The following is a 17,066-nucleotide window of genomic DNA, read 5'->3' as shown; positions in this document are numbered from 1 at the left end:
GCAGAACGTGCAACCTGTCCTGACACCCCCACGACGCTCATCGTGGAATACGCTCGATTTTTGGCGCTTGCCCGGTACGGCGTCCAACTAATAAAAACCGATCCATGCATAAGAAAAAGTTGATCCCATGAATTTGAAGTTCCTCGAAACCTTCGTCTGGGTGGCCAAGCTCAAGAGCTTTCGCCTGACTGCCGAGAAGCTGTTCACCACCCAGGCCTCGATCTCCAGCCGCATCGCCGTGCTGGAAAGCGAGCTGGGGGTGAAACTGTTTTTGCGTGATTCTCGAGGCGTAAGCCTGACCCCGGAAGGCTTGAAGGTGCTCGATTATGCCGAGCAGATGATGGTGACCATGCGGGGCCTGAAGCAGTCTCTGGAGACCACCAGCAGCAAGGTCGGGCGCATTCGGATCGGCGCGATGGACACGGTGATCCACACTTGGCTGAGCCCGTTGGTGGCGGAACTGATGGACCATTTCCCCTTGGTCGAAATCGAATTGGTCGCTGATACCGCGCTTAACCTCAGCGATCAGCTGCAAAAAGGCTTCCTTGACCTGATCCTGCAAACCGACCTGCTGCGCCTGGAAACCGTGCGCAGCCTGGAACTGTGCAGCCATCCCATGGCCTGGATCGTCGCCAGCCAATCGATCTATAACCGCGACTACGCCTCCCTCGCCGAACTGGCTCAGGAGCGGATCATCACCTACTCGAAAAACTCGCACCCACATCAGGATGTGCTGAGCCTGATGCAGGCCAACGGCGTGGCCGCGCCAAGGATGAACTGTGTGAATTCGGTGTCGGCGATTACACGGTTGTTGCGCGACGGATTCGGCATTGGCGCACTGCCGCCGGTGCTGGTCAGTGAGGAACTGGCGCGCGGGGAATTGGTAATGTTATCGATGGCGCAGAAACTGCCTAACCTGCAGGTGGTGGTGTCGTGGCGTGTGGGGGTGGAGTTGGTGGAGGAGATTGTCGGGCTGTGCCAGAAGGTCGTTGCCCGCTATGCCGAGGAAGTCGGCGAAGAGCGGATGGTGCTGGCCCCCTGACGAAACCCGGTTAAAAATGTGGGAGGGGGCTTGCTCCCGATAGCGGTGGGTCAGTACCTGAAGTATTGACTGACCTACCGCTATCGGGAGCAAGCCCCCTCCCACATTTGACCGAGTTGGGCGTTAGAGACCTTTCAGGTCCCGCTCTTCAATCGGCCGGCTCTGGCGCAGGCGCTTGCCGCCCAACACGACCCAGTCGATCAGGCGGAACAGGCATTCCAATCCAAACGACAGCAGCATCGCCCCGCCCAATCCCCAACCCATGGCTTCTGGGGTCAGGAGGATCTGGTAGCTGTAACCGTTCCAGGTTTCCTGGCGGATATCCGGGTCGGCGGCCACCGCCACTTGCAACGCGCGGATGTACCACGGGCCTTGCATGGCCTGGAATTGTTTGTCCAACGCAACTTGGCGATCAAGCATGGCGCCCAGGCTGTTGGCGTCGCTCTGGAAAACCGGGTCGTCACTGGCGCGGTAATGCGCGACCAACGCCTTCAAATCACCGTTGAAGAACTGCCGCGCGGTGGTTTCAAACCCGCTCAGCCCCGTCTGGGCCTCTATCAAGTGGGCTTCGACGCGCTTGGCGTAATCGTTGATAAATCCCGGCACTTGCACGCCGACCAACAGGCCAATGGCAAACAGCACCAACCGCAGATAGCTGAGCAACATGGTCGATATCCTTACTCAGTAATGCCCTGGCTGACGCATTCACCGCGTCGCCACAGGCTCCATTGGCCCGGTTCGTAACGGGTCCAGTTTTCGTTGTCGGTCAACGGTTCGGTGGCAATTACCGTCACTACATCATTGGGTGTGGTCTCGGCCTGAAAATCGACGATCACGTCGACATCTTTCAAGCGCGCTGGACCGAACGGGGCACGCCGGGTGATCTGCGCCAATTTGGTCGAGCAGTAGCAAAACAACCAGTCGCCATCGCTGAGCAGGCAGTTGAACACGCCTTTGCTGCGGTATTCGGCACAGGCGGCGATCAGGTCCGGCAGCATCTGTTCGATGTCCACCGGCTCGGGGAAGGCTTCGCGCACGCGGTTGAGCAAGTCGCAAAAGGCCGCTTCGCTGTCGGTATCGCCGACCGGGCGGTAGAAGGTGGCGCGGGGGTTGAAGTCCGCCAGTTGGCCGTTATGGGCGAAACACCAGTTGCGGCCCCACAGTTCGCGCACGAACGGGTGGGTATTGGCCAAGCTCACCTTGCCCACGTTGGCCTGGCGGATATGGCCGATCACCACTTCGCTCTTGATGGGATAACGCTGCACCAGCAGCGCGACTTCCGATTCACTGCTGGCGGCCGGGTCCTGGAACAGACGCAGACCACGGCCTTCGTAGAAAGCGATGCCCCAACCGTCGCGGTGGGGGCCGGTGCGCCCACCGCGCTGCATCAGCCCGGTAAAGCTGAACACGATATCGGTGGGGACGTTGGCACTCATGCCCAATAATTCACACATGCCAGGGCTCTCGCTGCAACGTTAAAGGCGCGGTTCGACCCGCATGCCACTGACAGGCGCCGGACGGCGGAATGGCTCGTCGTCTTCTTCCGCCGGCTCAGCGGCCAGGGCTGCATCGGTGGCGGCCTTGCGCTCACGACGCGCATTGGCGGCGCGCTCGATGGGCCAGCGGATCAACACAATCACCAGGTACACGCCAAAGGCGATCATGGTGTACATGAACAAATCGGAAATAGCCCGCCAGGCGTTATTGCCGACCTTGAGCACCAGGTCCAGGGCGGTAATTGCCACGGCCGGCGCGAACTGAGTCTTGACCGGGTCTACGATGGTCGGGCTGAACAGCAACACGGCCATCAGCAATTGCAGCGGCTCGCGCAACCAGCGCCACATCCAGCGCGTCATGCGCCACCACACCAACAGGCAGCCCAAAGCGGCGAAGGCGTAAAGGCCCCAAGCGGTCAGATAGTCGTTCTCGGTCATGGTGTCCATGGCAAGGTAGGCAAACAGGCGGCTATGATAACGGCTTTTGCGTGTCGCGGCTGCAAAGCCTGCCACCGTCCGCCAGATAGAGAATAATCCATGCCTGTATCGACGCCCCCGATTGCCCGAAAGGCCCCTGGCCAAGACCCTTACGCCTGGCTGCAAGAACGCGACAGCGCTGAAGTACTCGATTACCTCAAGGCCGAAAACGCCTGGCAGGAAGCCCAGCTCGCCGATCAGGCAGCCTTGCGCGAAAGCCTGTTTGAAGAGATCAAGGGCCGCATTCTCGAAACCGACTTGTCCCTGCCCTCGCCGTGGGGCCCGTACCTCTATTACACCCGCACCACCGCCGGTGACGAGTACGCCCGTCACTACCGCTGCCGCCGTCCGGCCGATGACAGCAACGTGGTGGACGACAGCAGTGAAGAGCTGTTGCTGGACCCGAACGAACTGGCCAACGGTGGCTTTTTCTCCCTCGGCGCATTCAGCATCAGCCCCGACCACAATCGCCTGGCCTACAGCCTGGACACCACCGGCGAAGAGATCTACACCCTGTTCGTGAAGGAATTGGCAACCGGCAAGGTCAGCGAACTGGAGTTCCAGGACTGCGACGGCAGCATGACCTGGGCCAACGACAGCCTGACCCTGTTCTTCGGCGAACTGGACGAAACGCACCGCCCCCACAAACTCTATCGCTATCGCCTGGACGGCACGGCGGCGCAGGAAGTGTTCCATGAGCCCGACGGGCGTTTCTTCCTGCATTGCTACCGTTCCAGCTCCGAGCGCCAGTTGCTGGTGGCCCTGGGCAGCAAGACCACTAGCGAAGTCTGGGCCCTGGACGCCAACCAACCGCAGCAGGATTTCACCTGCCTGGCGCCACGGGTCGACGATCACGAATACGATGTCGACCACGGCCAACTGAATGGCGCCTGGACTTGGTTTATCCGTAGCAACCGTGATGGCATCAACTACGCCCTGTTTGTCGCAACCGACATTGGCGACGTGCCGACCGAGGATGAGTGGCAGAACCTGATCCCCCACAGCGATGAGGTGATGCTCGACGGCGTCAGCCTGAACACCAGCGCCATGACCTTAAGCTTGCGCATCGGCGGCCTGCCGGTGATCGAAGTGCACCCCGAGGGCCTGCCTGCCTATCGCGTGGAATTACCTGACGCCGCCTACAGCCTCTACGTACAGAACAGCCTGGAATTCGTCAGCGACAAGATCCGCCTGCGCTACGAAGCCCTCAACCGTCCGGCCCAGGTGCGTCAGTTGGAGCTGGCCAGCGGTACGCAACAGGTACTCAAGGAAACCCCGGTACTCGGCGTGTTCAATGCCGATGACTATGTGAGCCAGCGCCTGTGGGCCACCTCCGCCGATGGTACCCAGGTGCCGATCAGCCTGGTGGTCAAGCGCGACCAACTCGGCAAAACCACACCGCTGTACCTTTACGGCTACGGCGCCTACGGTTCGAGCTTAGACCCATGGTTCTCCCACGCACGCCTGAGCCTGCTTGATCGCGGCGTGGCGTTTGCCATCGCGCATGTGCGTGGCGGCGGCGAACTGGGTGAAGCCTGGTACCGCAATGGCAAGCAGGAACACAAGCAGAACACCTTCAGCGACTTTATCTCCTGCGCCGAACACCTGATCGCTCAAGGCCTGACCACCTCCAAGCAACTGGCCATCAGCGGCGGCAGTGCCGGTGGCCTGTTGATCGGTGCGGTGCTCAACCAGCGTCCGGCGCTGTTCCAAGCGGCGATTGCCGAAGTGCCGTTCGTTGATGTGCTCAACACCATGCTCGACCCGGAGCTGCCGTTGACCATCACCGAGTACGACGAATGGGGCAACCCCGAGGAGCCCGATGTGTACGAGCGCATCAAGGCCTACGCGCCGTACGAAAACGTCCAGGCCCAGGCCTACCCGCACATGCTGGTGATCGCCGGCTACAACGACAGCCGCGTGCAGTATTGGGAAGCGGCCAAGTGGGTGGCCAAGCTGCGTGACACCAAGACCGACGACAACCTGCTGTTGCTCAAGACCGAACTGGGTGCCGGCCATGGTGGGATGAGCGGTCGTTACCAAGGATTACGTGACGTAGCGCTCGAATATGCATTTGTGTTCAAGGCGCTGGGGTTGATTTAGGAACTTAGCGCGGCGGGCCTGTCTGAACACAGGACCGCCTACTGATTGATGGACCAAGATTGCAGCCATGGCACTACCGACGCTAATGAATACCGAAATCCGCGACATGCTCATGGACTGCGGCCTGTTCGACCCTTTGTTGCCGGAAGATTTTCACGTCGCCGCCGGCTACTTCAATATCAGCAGCATTGCCCAGGACGAAGCGATCTTCCTCGAAGGCGATGCCGGCACCTTCATGTGCATCATCCATAGCGGCCAGGTGGCGGTGCAGAAAACCAATCACGACGGCCAGCGCCTGACCATCGCCACCCTGCGCAGCGGCCGGGCTTTCGGTGAGATGGCAGTACTCGACGGCGAGCGTCGCTCCGCCAGTTGCGTGGCTGCCAGTGATTGCGTGCTGTTGAACTTGGGCAAGGACTCCCTGGAAAAGATGCTCAACGAAACCCCGCGAGTGGCCGCGAAGATCATCCGCGCGATTGCGATAGCCCTGTCCAAGCGCCTGCGCATGGCTGATGGGCAGTTACTGTCGCAACAGTTTTAACCGCCAGGGGTCTTTGGTTTGCTGTCGTTCTGCTGCAGGCCGGGCACCGTCTGGTCCTTCGGTGGCGTCGGTAACACGATGGGCGCCAAGGGCGGCGAGCCGTTGGTCTTGGGCAGCGCTGGCGGGCTGACTTGGGGATACAGCGTCGGCGTCGGCGTGCCCGGTGCACCGGGGGTTGGCGCGGGCGCGACCGGTACGGTTTGCAACTCCTGAGCCTGCGCCGCACCCAATGCGAGCGCGCTCAACACAATGACCGTTAGAATGCTGCACTTCATCGATGGCTCCATGGCCTGACCGGAATGTCGTAAGGCTACTCCCAACCGCGCAAGAATGCCCTTCCCAATGAGATTTCCATGAAACGTTTCGTTCTGCTGGACACCACCCCGATCCCCGACAACGGCGGTGCCTTGTGCCTGTTCGAATACGGCGAGGATTTTGTCATCAAGATCCAGGGTGGTGACGGCGGCCAGTTGATGAACACGCGCATGCACGGCTCCGAAGATGCGCTGGCAGAAATTCCCTGCCGCAAAGTTGCCGGTCGTCCTGATTCACGGGTGCTGATTGGTGGTTTGGGCATGGGCTTTACCCTGGCCTCGGCCCTCAAGCATTTGGGCAAGACTGCCGAAGTGGTTGTCGCCGAACTGGTGCCGGGCGTCGTGGAATGGAACCGTGGGCCGCTGGGGGAAAAATCCGGGCGCCCACTGCTGGACCCGCGCACCGTGATCCGCATGGAAGACGTGGCCAAGGTGCTGCAAGCCGAGCCCCAAGGCTTTGACGCGATCATGCTCGACGTCGACAACGGCCCCGAAGGCCTCACGCAAAAGGCCAACAGCTGGCTCTACTCTGCCGGTGGCCTGGCCGCCTGCGCCAAGGCCTTGCGGCCCAAGGGCGTGCTGGCGGTGTGGTCAGCGAGTGCCGACAAACTGTTCAGCGACAAACTGCGCAAGGCCGGTTTCAAGGCCGAGGAAGTGCAGGTATTTGCCCATGGCAACAAGGGCACCCGACACACCATCTGGATTGCGGAGAAGCTCAAGGGCTGAGCACCATTAACCAAACCACTGGAGATCCAATGTGGCAGGGGGCTTGCCCCTGATAGCGGTGGTTCAGTCAAAACATTTGGTGACTGACACTACGCTATCGGGGCAAGCCCCCTCCCACATTTTGATCCCTGTCAGTTGTGGGATTTGCGGTAGTCGATCACGTACGGGACTTTTTTGTCGAAGGTCTTCTGCAGCTCATCGCGATCCAGTTGGGTCATCCCACCCAGTTGCTGGGCGGTAAAACCGCTGCCTCCCACCGGTGATCCCGGCGCCAGGCTGACCATGCGCTTGGCGACTGCTTCGATCGCATCCTTGTAGCCGCCTTTTTTGTCCAGGTTGTACTGGCCCAGATCAATCTGCGTGCGCAGCCAGTTACCCCAATAGAACTCCAGGAATTCCGGGGCGATCTCGCCGCCATCCGGCTTGCCATAGGCGGCCTTGCGGGTGAAATACACCAGGCTGCGGAAGGTGTCGTCCTGCAGATTCTTGAAGCCCAGGTGAGCAGGCAGTTGCGTAGGCGGCAGGGTCTGGCCCCGATTGTCCTTGAGCCAGACCTTGCGCGCCGCTTCCATACGCTGCCAGAAGGTGGCGAGGTCTGGGCTGTTGCTGAAATCGTCAGTCACCTTGACCCACATTTTCAACTGAGGGCCGGCACCCGGCGTTTGCCAAAGGGTGGTGAAACTGTGGTGACCGTCGGTCAGGTACAACTGGCCACCAGGGCCGACCACCACGGTTTTCATGTCCTCGGGATGAGTGCCGACCGGGTCTTTGCACGTGAAGCTGGAAGGCGCAAGCAGGCTGGCGTTCTTGGGCACCTTGTCGGCCTCGCCCTGGCCGTTGGTTTCGCAGTATTCATCGAAGGCTTTGGTGGGTTTGTCGGCGAACAGCCCGAGGCTGTAGTAGATCTGGTCGAAACCCACCACGGCCTGGGTCGGGTGCAACTCTTCAAGGGTGACCTCAATCACCTGCCCGGGCTTGGGCGTCGAAAACGCCTGGGCTTGAGCCGCCAGCGCGCAGAAAAGCAGTGCAATTGTCCACGTGTACCAACGCATAGGTTTCAGATCCTTGTGAAATGAATGAACCGATACTACAAACGCCCGCCGACGGCTAGAATCAACGTTATCCGTGACCCACAAAATAGCCAGGAGCCATGATGAGCTCGACCAACCCGCCCTCCCACACCGCCAAGCTGGACCGCATCCTCGCCGATGCCCAGCGCGACCGGGAAATGGGCTACCGCGACAAAGCCCTCAAGATGTACCCCCACGTGTGCGGCCGCTGCGCCCGTGAATTCGCCGGCAAGCGCCTGAGCGAACTCACCGTACACCACCGCAACCACAATCATGATGACAACCCTCAGGACGGCTCCAACTGGGAGTTGTTGTGCCTGTACTGCCACGACAACGAACACTCGCGCTACACCGATCAGCAGTACTTCGGCGAAGGCTCCACCAGCAGCCCGACGATTGCCAAGGCCACGCATAACCCGTTTGCGGCGCTGGCGGGGTTGATGAAGAAAGACGACTGAAGAGTGTCGTCGCCTGTCCTGGCCTCATCGGGAGCAAGCCCCCTCCCACATTTGAAAGTGTTCACAACTCAAAATGTGGGAGGGGGCTTGCTCCCGATAGCGTTAGCCCAAGCAATACATCACCTTCAAGCCGTATAATCGCCGCTTTTCTCCAAGGCACCCTTCCCCGTGGGCAATAAACGCTACAGCTGCATCGGTCTGTATAACCCCAAATCCCCCGAAAACGTCGGCTCGGTCATGCGTGCCGCCGGTTGCTACGGCGTGGCCTCGGTGTTCTACACCGGCGTGCGTTACGAGCGCGCCCGGGACTTCATCACCGACACCAAGAAGGTCCATCACGATATTCCGCTGATCGGCATCGATGACCTGAAAAAAATCCTGCCCCTGGGCTGTATCCCCGTCGCCGTGGAACTGGTGGAGGGCGCCCGTCCCCTGCCTGAGTACACCCACCCCGACCGCGCGCTGTATATCTTCGGCCCGGAAGACGGCTCGCTGGATAAAGAAATTCGGGACTGGTGCGAAGACGTGGTCTACATCCCGACCACCGGCTGCATGAACCTGGCCGCCACGGTCAACGTGGTGCTCTATGACCGCCTGGCCAAGGGCAACAACACCCGTTCGGGCCCCAAGTATTGATTTTTTGGGAACATCCAACGCCCGCCAGCAGTCAGCTACTTACACTTGCCCTTGTTGGAGACAGATCATGAGCGACAGCAAAAACGTGCGACCTATCATCGAGCACACGCCCTTCCAGAGCCAGCCGACGCAAAACGTCCACGGCTGGGAACGCATCGGCTCGGTGGCCGGTGGCGTGATAATGCTCGGCAAAGGCCTGCGCCGTGGCGGGATTTTCGGTTTGATCCAGGTAGCGATTGGCGGTGTGGCACTGGCCCGTGGTTTCACCGGGCACAGCTCGCTCAAGGACAAGCTGGAACAGGGTCGCCAGGAAATGAACAGCGTACGTACGAAGATCGAGCGTGCGGGTGCAGAGCTGAAAAACCTGAAGACCAAGGCGGAAGTGGCGGCTGAGAAAGCTGTGAAAACCACAGGCTGAACCTGGCTTTCGGTAGGTTAGAGATCCAAAAGTGGGAGGGGGCTTGCTCCCGATAGCAGAATGTCAGTCAGCACATGTTGTGACTGAATCAGCGCTATCGGGAGCAAGCCCCCTCCCACATGTTGATTGATGCAGAGGTTGAAAATCAGCGCAGTAGCTTGGTATCCAGCACCACCGACGACTCGCCAATAATGCTCTCAGCCAGCTGCACGAACTCCGCCGTCGTAATGCTGTTCGCCCGCATCACCGCTTGCGCGAGGTCATCCAGCGAGCGTTTATTATGGGTTTTCACCCGAATCTCGCTGTCCAGCTCCTGCAATATCACCACTGCCCGCGACACGGTTGCACCACTGACATGCTCGCCGCGTAGCGTCGTGACATCTTTGCCCTCCTTGCTCAACCGCGCCTGTATCGCCTGATACCGCTCATCGGTGATCCCACCGGCACGGCGCACCAGTTCGATGGCGTAATACTCCCCAAGCCCTTCGCTGATCCAGTCACTGGTGTCGTGATCGTTGAAACGTCCGATCGCCTGCACTACTTCACGAATCAATGGGCTGCTGCCGTTTTCGCTGACCAGCGGTGTGCGGCTGTTGAGGTAGATCGAGTCATGCGCCGAGAACACGCCACGGCGCATCGGATCACTGGCGCCCACCACCAACAGCTTGGCCGGATGACGTGGGAACGCGGCTTCGACCTGGGGCCAGACAAAGGTCAGCAACGTCAGCACGTCCATGCGGCGCATGGCCTGACCCTTGGGCGACGCCACGGTGACTTCAGTTTCGCCCAGGCGCACGCGGCGGCTGCCAAGCGTGCCCGCGAGCATCCAGCCGGTGGGCCGGTCGAACAGGCGGGAAACGTTGTCGATGCGAAATTTATTCTTGCCGATACGGGGCCAGGCGGTTTCGACGCTTTTCCAGCCCGCAGGTAATTCGAACACCAGGCGCGAGATCAACTCGACGCCGTCCTGCTGGTCGAGCCGCGCGGTCGGCACCAGGTCTTCGCCGCGAAACAGCGCCCAACTCGCAGTCATACGTGCTTCATAGCTGCCCGGCTTGCGCGCCTGGGTGAGGTGCACGCGGTAGGTCAGACTGGCCTTGTCGGCGCTGGGCTGCCACACGCCCCGCTGGCCACTGACCTTCCACTGGCCGTCGGCCTTGAAGTCGCTGTAACTGCCTGCCGGGCCCAGGTCAAAGTCCAGGCTGCGCACGGCCGAGCCTTGTGACAGGCTCAGGCGTACTTCAGCCTGATCGCTCTGGGGCAGCAATTTAACGTGATAATCCAGGTCGACTTTCCTGGCGCACCACGCAGGCATGCTCAGCGCCAGCAGCACCAGGCATGCCGCCAGCTGGGTTCCCACCTTCATACACACTCCTTTTTCAGCCTGCGCGGAAGATCAGGTAATCCTCCCAGTCGTCTTCAGGCACGCTGCCTTCGCTGAGCATGCGTCCAGACTGGGAAATGCGTTCGTGGTGCACGGCGTCGCGGTCGCCACAGACCAGGTGGTGCCACAGCGGTAAATCCTTGCGCTCGCTGACCAGGCGGTAGCCGCAGGTGGGCGGCAGCCATTTGAACTGATCGGCCTGGCCTGGGGTGAGCTGGATGCAGTCGGGCACCGAGGCGCGGCGGTTGGGGTAGTCGGTGCACTGGCAGGTTTTCAGGTCCAGCAGTTTGCAGGCGATACGGGTGTAATAGACGCTGTTGTCGTCTTCATCCTCAAGCTTTTGCAGGCAGCACAGGCCACAGCCGTCGCACAATGACTCCCACTCCTCCTGGTCGAGGTGTTCAAGGGTTTTGCGTATCCAGAAAGGTTCGACTTTGGCGGCCATGGCTCTGCATCAGTATCGGTAGGTGAAAAGGCCGCCAGTCTAGTGCCCAAGCCCCTTGGAACCAAGCGCTTACGACTGGCGGTGTTACAACACTTGTCAGTCTAGCGGGCGCGCAGTAGCTTTGAGCGCCGAATTGACGATCAGGACCTGCTCATGACACGTGTTGCCGACTATCCGATCCACACCCAGTTCACCGACCGCTGGTCGCCCCGCGCCTTCACTGGCGAGAGCATCTCGAAAGAGACGCTGCTGAGTTTCTTCGAAGCTGCACGCTGGGCGCCGTCGGCCTACAACTCGCAGCCGTGGCGGTTTCTCTACGCGCGCCGCGACACGCCGGACTGGGAACGTTTCCTGGGCCTGCTCAATGAATTCAACCGCGGCTGGGCGCAGCATGCCTCGGCGCTGGTGATCATCGCCTCGAAAACCGACTTCGTCGCTCCCGGTGCCACTGAAGAAACCCCGGCGCTGTGGCACACCTTCGACACCGGCTCTGCTTGGGGCCACCTGGCACTGCAAGCCAGCCTCAGTGGCTGGCACACCCACGGCATGGCCGGTTTCGATCAGGAGCTGACACGCAAGGAGTTGAAGATTCCGGAAGGTTACGCGCTGCACGCGGCCGTGGCCGTTGGCAAGCTGGGAGACAAGTCGACCCTGCCGGAGTACCTGCAAGGGCGTGAAGTGCCGAGCCCGCGCAAGCCGCTGAGCGAGCTGGTGTCCGAAGGTGATTTCGGCCTCTGACAGCCAGCACCCTGCCGCCTGAACGCGGCAGGGTGTCTCTTGAGGACTACCGGGCGATCAGTTCGCTGAACGCCGAGCGCAGCTGCGTGATTTGCCGGTCATACACGTTTTTGACCGCCGGCACCATGAACTCGGCGGGCATACCATTCATGTCGATGGGATAGAGCTTGTTGTCTGTTTTTGAGTACATGAAGTTACTCAACTGCGGGTCGTTATGAAAAATATCCCTGGCCTCCATTTGCGCTACCGCGTCGTCGAGTAACGAACGAGCTTCGGCGGGCAGGCTGCCTTTTTCGACATGGGCAAGATCAATCCCGTCAATTTTGCCCATCTTTATGTATTTGCGGCCGTCCTCGATCAATACCTCGGCAAAGCCCTCTCCGTAGTACTTGTTCAAATTGACCACTTCCATGTCGACGTAGCCCTCTACCGAGGTCAAGCGGGTCGGCCCCAAATCTTTATAAACACTCTTGCCGTCGAGGCTTGTATACACCACGCCTTCGCCCCCACGGCCGATTTCGGGGCCGAGATCGGCTTTGACCGCAACCGGCTGGCCGCCCCGCGCACCCAGTCGCCGCCATTGGTCACCCTGCACATGTTCGAGTAACAACGGAGTTTGCCGGTTGTTGTGGTACACCCGCGCCTGCACGCTGCCGTCCGCGCCGCGGGACACCTGCCGGACCTCATAAACGCCAGCCTGGCCGGACGCGTCGAGATGGCGCACATACGAGCGATGGCCGTCGGCAGCAACGTACACGCCCTGATTATTGCGCGAGAGCCCGGCGAGGCTCGACTCCGGTGCCCTGTAATGACGAAACAGCCCATTGCTCAGCTCACCGGCAGAAGCACTGCCCCTGGTCACCCACCTGCCGCCGCTCACCAGCAGATCGCCGACGCCGCTCAAGGGGTTGAAGGCCTCCACCGCCGTTGCGCCAACAAACCTCACCGCCTTGGCCGCCTGGCGCGCAGTGGTCAAGGCGCCGCCCAGCACCTTACCCGCCTGCACGGCTTTGCCGGCGCCCAACGTAACCAGGCCAACCGCATCCAGGCCCAGGTCGAACACGCCCTGCCCGATATTGCCGTTTTGGAAGTTGACGATAGCCGAGCGCAACGGGATCAGGTTCAGGAAGAATTCGCCAATGGCTTCATTGCGGGCGCTGTCCCGATCAAAGGACGTCAGGCCCCGGGCCTCGTTCATCAGATCTTCGTTGTTCAGGTCGAGGGATTTGACGAACACATCAGCAATGGCATGGCTGCGCTGCGAGTTGAGACTGTCGGAGGCTTGGGTGCCTTGGGGTTGCGCCGGGAAATCGCTGTCGGGCTCAAACTGAACGGTTCTAGAAAGAATATTCGCCTCGCGCGATTCCATATTCGCAGCGGTGTAAGGCGGAGTACGTCGGCGCAATAGAAAGTTTTCTTTCTCAACGGTGCCGTTTCGCGTGTCGAGGGTATAGAGATTGACCTCGCCGTTTCGAGTCGCCTTCACCTCCAGCGTATGGCCGCGCACGTGCAGCGCCGGCGGAGTAAACAGGTCTTTGGCGATTGTGTACTGGTTGGTGTGGAAGAATTCGAGCTTGCCGAACTCCAGGTTATTGCGGTCCTCTAGGGGCAACGTGGCGATCATCTGCCGCACACGACTCTGTTGCCCGGTTTGATGGGCGCTGATCGCCTGGTCGTAGGCCTTCGTGAATGCGCTGGCGACCTCCAGCTTGCCTTGTTGGTAAAGGCTGCAAAAACGGTCAATGGGCAGGCGTTTGTTATTGCTCACCCAATGCTCATCGGTCGCCAATGGGCCGCCGTGCATGACGATATCCAGCATAGAGCGTGAGCCGGGATGGATGCCTGGGCGCCCTTTGGTGAGCCTGGCCTTTTGAAAATGCCTGACTTCGAAGAGGCTCGGGTCGACGTCAGGAAACGCCCGCTCAAGCAGGGCCAGCGCCATGGCTCTGCGGCTGGGGATTGGCGTTTGCAGGAGGGCGCTGGTGCTTTTCAGCGCGCTGAGCTGTTCGTTGTAGGCCGCCCTCAGGCGCTCCATTGCACTGGCCGATGGCATCTCATCGGTGCGGGTCAGCACACCGTTGGCCACGCCCCACTCCGTCAGGGCCTGCCCATCGATGCGCTGGCGAGTGGCAGCGTCAAGGGTGAGCGATTCGGCGTTCAGCAAAATTTCGGCATACCCCATACCGAGCGTGCGGCCTGGCGCGTGGGCTTCGATCCTGCCCACAGCCATCGCCAACTGAGCCCAGAGCACACTGGCGCAGGTCACGCTGGCGGGAATGTCCTTGACCAAATATTCAGGTGCGGAATTGATCAGTAAGCGATACGCAGCCTGGTGGGCTGCTTGAACGCTGGCACCGCCTTTTTCGAGTAAATGGCTGGCCAATCGTTGGATGACGACCGAGGGCGGCTGCCCCCAGTGGTCGCTACGCGTCAGGTCAAAGCCGGACAAGTCTTCAAGCGGTGCAGGGAGATCGACCGGACGCGAAGGGTCAGGTTCGCGGTCGGGGGTGCGGTTTATGTCGTTGTGGTGGGCGGGCGCCATCGGGCGCGGCTGAACAGCGGGGGAAATAAGGGGCGTCATGGAAATACCTGTCCTTAGCCAAAAGGAGTCCGTTAAAGGCGCGACCTTGCGCCCTTTGCGGCCCTTGGGTGGAACGCGCCGTCAATGCGGTTCCATCCTGACTGTCAGGTTTTATGTAGGCCTAGCGAGCGGCGCGGTGGCGTCAGTACCCGCGCTCGAAATCCACTTCTCCGCGTAATGCCTGCTTGGCCTTATACGCGCGGATATTTTCCAAGAACAACTCCACCATCATCGGCGGCGATGTGGGTGCGGAACTGTGCCCGGTCAACAGCAACCCCCAGGCGGTCCAGAATGGATGACGCTGCGGCAGTGGCTCCTGGCGACATACGTCGATCACTGCGCCGGCCAGGTGCCCTTCCTTCAGGGCTTCGACCAGATCAGCATCCACCACCGCCACACCACGGCCGACATTGATAAACAAGCCCGTCGGTTTGAATTGCTTGAACAGCGCGGCGTCGTACAGGTCATGGGTGTTCGGCGTGTTGGGCAGCAGGTTGATCACATAGTCCACCTCACCGACCAGACGCCCGAGCTGATCAAGCCCGGCCACTTCGATAAACGGGGCCTGCTCACGCTCAGTACTGGCAATGCCATACAGCTTGACGCCAAACGGCACCAGAAACTCAGCCACACTCTGGCCAATATCGCCGGTGCCCACGATCAACACCTTACGCCCCGCCAGGCTCTGGCCGGTGCGGCTGTCCCACTTGCGCTCGACCTGGCTGACCAACCGCGCCAGTACTTCGCGTTCGTGGCCGAGCATATAAGTGAGGACAAACTCGGCCATGACCTGGCCAAAAATACCGACGGCGCGGGTCAAGCGATAGTCGCGGGGCAAGCCTTCGGCCAGCAGGGGCGTGATACCGGCCCAAGTCGATTGCAGCCATTGTGGTTGGTGGCCCTGGCGCAACAGAGTGGCCAGCAGGTCCGGTTGGCCAAGCCAGACCGGGCAATCGGCGGCCAGACGAGACAGTTCGGCCGAGTCGCCACTGGTGAGCACCTCAAGGTCCGGCGCCACGTCATTGAGCAGTTGGGCGTAGAGCGGGTGATCCTGTTCAGCAATCAGAACACGCATGGTTCAAACCTTTCAAAAACAGTGCAGACGGCCGCCCGCTTCCTTACGGCCACCGCCCACTAATACGATTCCATTGAAACCTGTGCCCTGAAGCGGGCACTGACCGATTACATCGGGTCGTTACGACGCAGCAGCTCTTCGGGCAAGTGTTCGATGTACTCGTCCTCGGCCGGCGGCATTTGCAGGTGGTAGCCCTGCTTATCGAGGTTTTCCAGGACCACGACGATGTCTTCGCGCGACAGCTTGCGCTCTGGTGTCAGCACCATGTCGAAAGCGTGGTGCGGCTTGCCGAAGGCGACCATCAATGGCTCCGGCACGCGCTCAAGTGCATCGCTCTTGAGCACGTAGAGGTACATGCCGTCTTTTTTCAAGCTGCGGTAGATGGAGCAAATACGTTTCAAGGCTGTTCTCCGGCAGTGGCCAGGCTGTCGAGCAGCGCCTGGCCCATCAACTCGCGGCGCCAGCCACGCAGCGAGTCTGGCAATTTATAAGGCCCATCGGGGTAGCCACTTTTAACCAGGGCTTCGAGGGTTTTCTTGCGCAGCATCAGTTCCGGCGCCATCTCCAGGCGTTCGGCGAATGTCTGGCCCAGGGCGCGCAGTTGCTTGATCAGCGTGGCGGCATCCACCGGCAGCGGTTCAGCCACAGCCGGCGGCCATTGGTCCGCAGGCACGCTGCCGGCACGTTTGATCAGGTCCAGTAGGAACTGGCCATCCTGACGCACGGTGCGCGGGTGCATGTCTTCGATCTTGCCCAGGGCGGCGAGGTTATCCGGCTGGGATTTGGCCAGGGGCCACAACGAGTGTTCACGAACGATGCGGTTGCGCGGCAGGTCACGGGCGCGGGCTTGCTGCTCGCGCCAGGCGCACAGTTCACGCAGTACGGCGAGTTGGGCGCGGGACAGTTTCCACGCCAGCTTGGCGTCGCGGTACACCTCGTACGGGTCGACTTCCCGGCGCAGGTTGGCCACCAGTTCGGCGCCATCTTCCAGCACCCAGGCATATTTATCGTCTGATAGCTGCGGCCGCAGGCGAATGTAGACCTCGGCCAGGTGTACCGCGTCTTCGGCGGCGTAGCTGATCTGGGTTTCGGACAACGGCCGCTGCAGCCAGTCCGAGCGGGTCTCGCCCTTGGGCAGCTCGATGTCGAGTACGGCTTGTACCAGGCGCGAGTAGCCCATGGAGAAACCGAGATTCAGGTAAGCGGCGGCCAATTGGGTGTCGAACAACGGCACTGGCAGGCTGCCAGTCAGGCGCAGCAACACTTCCAAGTCTTCGCTGCAGGCATGCACCACCTTGATCACGGCTGGGTTTTCCAGCAGCTCGGCGAGGGGTTTCCAGTTGTCGATGGTCAGGGGATCGATCAGGTAAGCGCGTACGCCATCACCAATCTGGATCAGCCCGGCAATGGGATAAAAGGTGTCGACCCGCATGAATTCGGTGTCGAGGGCGACGAATGGCAACTGCTGCCATTCGGCGCAATGCTGGCCGAGGCTATCGTTGTCGCAGATCCAGTGAATATCGATGGCCACACGGCTCTCCCTTGAAGAATGGCGCGCAGTA

The 17,066-nt window shown here is 60.7% G+C and carries 19 protein-coding genes; 8 read left to right on the top strand and 11 right to left on the bottom strand.

The features are described 5' to 3' along the window. Positions 1 to 127 precede the first annotated feature (127 nt). Positions 128 to 1,042: a LysR family transcriptional regulator gene (locus LRO94_RS08130; protein WP_032888752.1), complete on the top strand. Its 915-nt coding sequence runs from the start codon at positions 128 to 130 to the stop codon at positions 1,040 to 1,042. 123 nt (positions 1,043 to 1,165) lie between these two features. Here LRO94_RS08130 and LRO94_RS08125 read toward each other — a convergent pair whose 3' ends face one another. From LRO94_RS08125 to LRO94_RS08115, 3 genes are read right to left on the bottom strand one after another with little or no spacing between them, the layout of a single operon-like run. Next, positions 1,166 to 1,708: a DUF2937 family protein gene (locus LRO94_RS08125; protein WP_032888750.1), complete on the bottom strand. Its 543-nt coding sequence runs from the start codon at positions 1,706 to 1,708 to the stop codon at positions 1,166 to 1,168. 11 nt (positions 1,709 to 1,719) lie between these two features. Next, complete coding sequence (locus LRO94_RS08120; protein WP_024074057.1) at positions 1,720 to 2,496, bottom strand: class II glutamine amidotransferase; 777 nt, start codon at positions 2,494 to 2,496, stop codon at positions 1,720 to 1,722. A 21-nt stretch (positions 2,497 to 2,517) separates the two neighbouring features. Further along, positions 2,518 to 3,051: an MFS transporter gene (locus tag LRO94_RS08115; protein ID WP_095184099.1), complete on the bottom strand. Its 534-nt coding sequence runs from the start codon at positions 3,049 to 3,051 to the stop codon at positions 2,518 to 2,520. 24 nt (positions 3,052 to 3,075) lie between these two features. Between LRO94_RS08115 and LRO94_RS08110 the strand changes: the two genes are divergently transcribed. Together LRO94_RS08110 and LRO94_RS08105 are read left to right on the top strand one after the other, a co-directional pair. Then, the gene (locus tag LRO94_RS08110) at positions 3,076 to 5,118 is read left to right on the top strand and encodes a S9 family peptidase (protein WP_179179398.1); all 2,043 of its coding nucleotides are present in this window, start codon (positions 3,076 to 3,078) and stop codon (positions 5,116 to 5,118) included. 67 nt (positions 5,119 to 5,185) lie between these two features. Continuing rightward, complete coding sequence (locus LRO94_RS08105) at positions 5,186 to 5,659, top strand: cyclic nucleotide-binding domain-containing protein (protein ID WP_032888741.1); 474 nt, start codon at positions 5,186 to 5,188, stop codon at positions 5,657 to 5,659. Here LRO94_RS08105 and LRO94_RS08100 read toward each other — a convergent pair. Next, positions 5,656 to 5,934 carry a hypothetical protein gene (locus LRO94_RS08100; protein ID WP_032888738.1) on the bottom strand — a complete coding sequence of 93 codons (279 nt, stop codon included), beginning with the start codon at positions 5,932 to 5,934 and terminating at the stop codon, positions 5,656 to 5,658. The two genes, LRO94_RS08105 and LRO94_RS08100, sit on opposite strands and share 4 nt — an antisense overlap. A gap of 78 nt (positions 5,935 to 6,012) precedes the next feature. Here LRO94_RS08100 and LRO94_RS08095 point away from each other — a divergent pair, with 78 nt between their 5' ends. After that, on the top strand, positions 6,013 to 6,699 hold the full coding sequence (locus LRO94_RS08095; protein ID WP_032888736.1) for a spermidine synthase: 687 nt from the start codon (positions 6,013 to 6,015) through the stop codon (positions 6,697 to 6,699). 131 nt (positions 6,700 to 6,830) lie between these two features. On the opposite strand, the gene LRO94_RS08090 is transcribed toward LRO94_RS08095, so the two are convergent. Then, complete coding sequence (locus LRO94_RS08090) at positions 6,831 to 7,751, bottom strand: ParB/Srx family N-terminal domain-containing protein (RefSeq protein ID WP_179179399.1); 921 nt, start codon at positions 7,749 to 7,751, stop codon at positions 6,831 to 6,833. Positions 7,752 to 7,852: 101 nt separating this feature from the next. On the opposite strand from LRO94_RS08090, the gene LRO94_RS08085 reads away from it, so the two are divergent. The 3 genes from LRO94_RS08085 to LRO94_RS08075 all read left to right on the top strand — a co-directional run bounded on the left by LRO94_RS08085 (position 7,853) and on the right by LRO94_RS08075 (position 9,281). Further along, positions 7,853 to 8,227, top strand: coding sequence for a YajD family HNH nuclease (locus tag LRO94_RS08085; RefSeq protein ID WP_003210675.1), 375 nt, complete (start codon positions 7,853 to 7,855; stop codon positions 8,225 to 8,227). A 168-nt stretch (positions 8,228 to 8,395) separates the two neighbouring features. Continuing rightward, positions 8,396 to 8,863, top strand: a complete 468-nt coding sequence (locus tag LRO94_RS08080) for an RNA methyltransferase (protein WP_003189607.1) — start codon at positions 8,396 to 8,398, stop codon at positions 8,861 to 8,863. A 67-nt stretch (positions 8,864 to 8,930) separates the two neighbouring features. Beyond that, the gene (locus tag LRO94_RS08075) at positions 8,931 to 9,281 is read left to right on the top strand and encodes a YgaP family membrane protein (RefSeq protein ID WP_122680196.1); all 351 of its coding nucleotides are present in this window, start codon (positions 8,931 to 8,933) and stop codon (positions 9,279 to 9,281) included. A gap of 145 nt (positions 9,282 to 9,426) precedes the next feature. Here the strand turns inward: LRO94_RS08075 and LRO94_RS08070 are convergent, their stop codons facing one another. Next, on the bottom strand, positions 9,427 to 10,647 hold the full coding sequence (locus LRO94_RS08070; RefSeq protein WP_095184095.1) for a M61 metallopeptidase family protein: 1,221 nt from the start codon (positions 10,645 to 10,647) through the stop codon (positions 9,427 to 9,429). A 13-nt stretch (positions 10,648 to 10,660) separates the two neighbouring features. Continuing rightward, the gene (locus LRO94_RS08065; RefSeq protein WP_003172524.1) at positions 10,661 to 11,110 is read right to left on the bottom strand and encodes a YcgN family cysteine cluster protein; all 450 of its coding nucleotides are present in this window, start codon (positions 11,108 to 11,110) and stop codon (positions 10,661 to 10,663) included. 153 nt (positions 11,111 to 11,263) lie between these two features. On the opposite strand from LRO94_RS08065, the gene LRO94_RS08060 reads away from it, so the two are divergent. Continuing rightward, positions 11,264 to 11,848 (top strand): nitroreductase family protein, encoded by a 585-nt coding sequence (locus LRO94_RS08060; RefSeq protein ID WP_032888724.1) that lies wholly within the window; start codon positions 11,264 to 11,266, stop codon positions 11,846 to 11,848. A gap of 46 nt (positions 11,849 to 11,894) precedes the next feature. Here LRO94_RS08060 and LRO94_RS08055 read toward each other — a convergent pair whose 3' ends face one another. The 4 genes from LRO94_RS08055 to rnd all read right to left on the bottom strand — a co-directional run bounded on the left by LRO94_RS08055 (position 11,895) and on the right by rnd (position 17,035). Further along, positions 11,895 to 14,429, bottom strand: coding sequence for an OspG family effector kinase (locus LRO94_RS08055; RefSeq protein WP_179179400.1), 2,535 nt, complete (start codon positions 14,427 to 14,429; stop codon positions 11,895 to 11,897). Between the two features lie 142 nt (positions 14,430 to 14,571). Further along, positions 14,572 to 15,504, bottom strand: a complete 933-nt coding sequence (locus LRO94_RS08050) for a D-2-hydroxyacid dehydrogenase (protein WP_179179401.1) — start codon at positions 15,502 to 15,504, stop codon at positions 14,572 to 14,574. A gap of 107 nt (positions 15,505 to 15,611) precedes the next feature. Continuing rightward, positions 15,612 to 15,905: a YcgL domain-containing protein gene (locus LRO94_RS08045; protein WP_032888718.1), complete on the bottom strand. Its 294-nt coding sequence runs from the start codon at positions 15,903 to 15,905 to the stop codon at positions 15,612 to 15,614. After that, positions 15,902 to 17,035, bottom strand: coding sequence for a ribonuclease D (rnd, locus tag LRO94_RS08040; RefSeq protein WP_099601387.1), 1,134 nt, complete (start codon positions 17,033 to 17,035; stop codon positions 15,902 to 15,904). Before rnd ends, LRO94_RS08045 begins: the two co-directional genes overlap by 4 nt. Positions 17,036 to 17,066 lie beyond the last annotated feature (31 nt).

This window comes from Pseudomonas sivasensis (genome assembly GCF_021391435.1).
Lineage (GTDB): Bacteria > Pseudomonadota > Gammaproteobacteria > Pseudomonadales > Pseudomonadaceae > Aquipseudomonas > Aquipseudomonas sivasensis.
The sequence above is the reverse complement of the archived record's forward strand: the minus strand, read 5'-3'. Positions and strand labels throughout refer to the sequence as shown.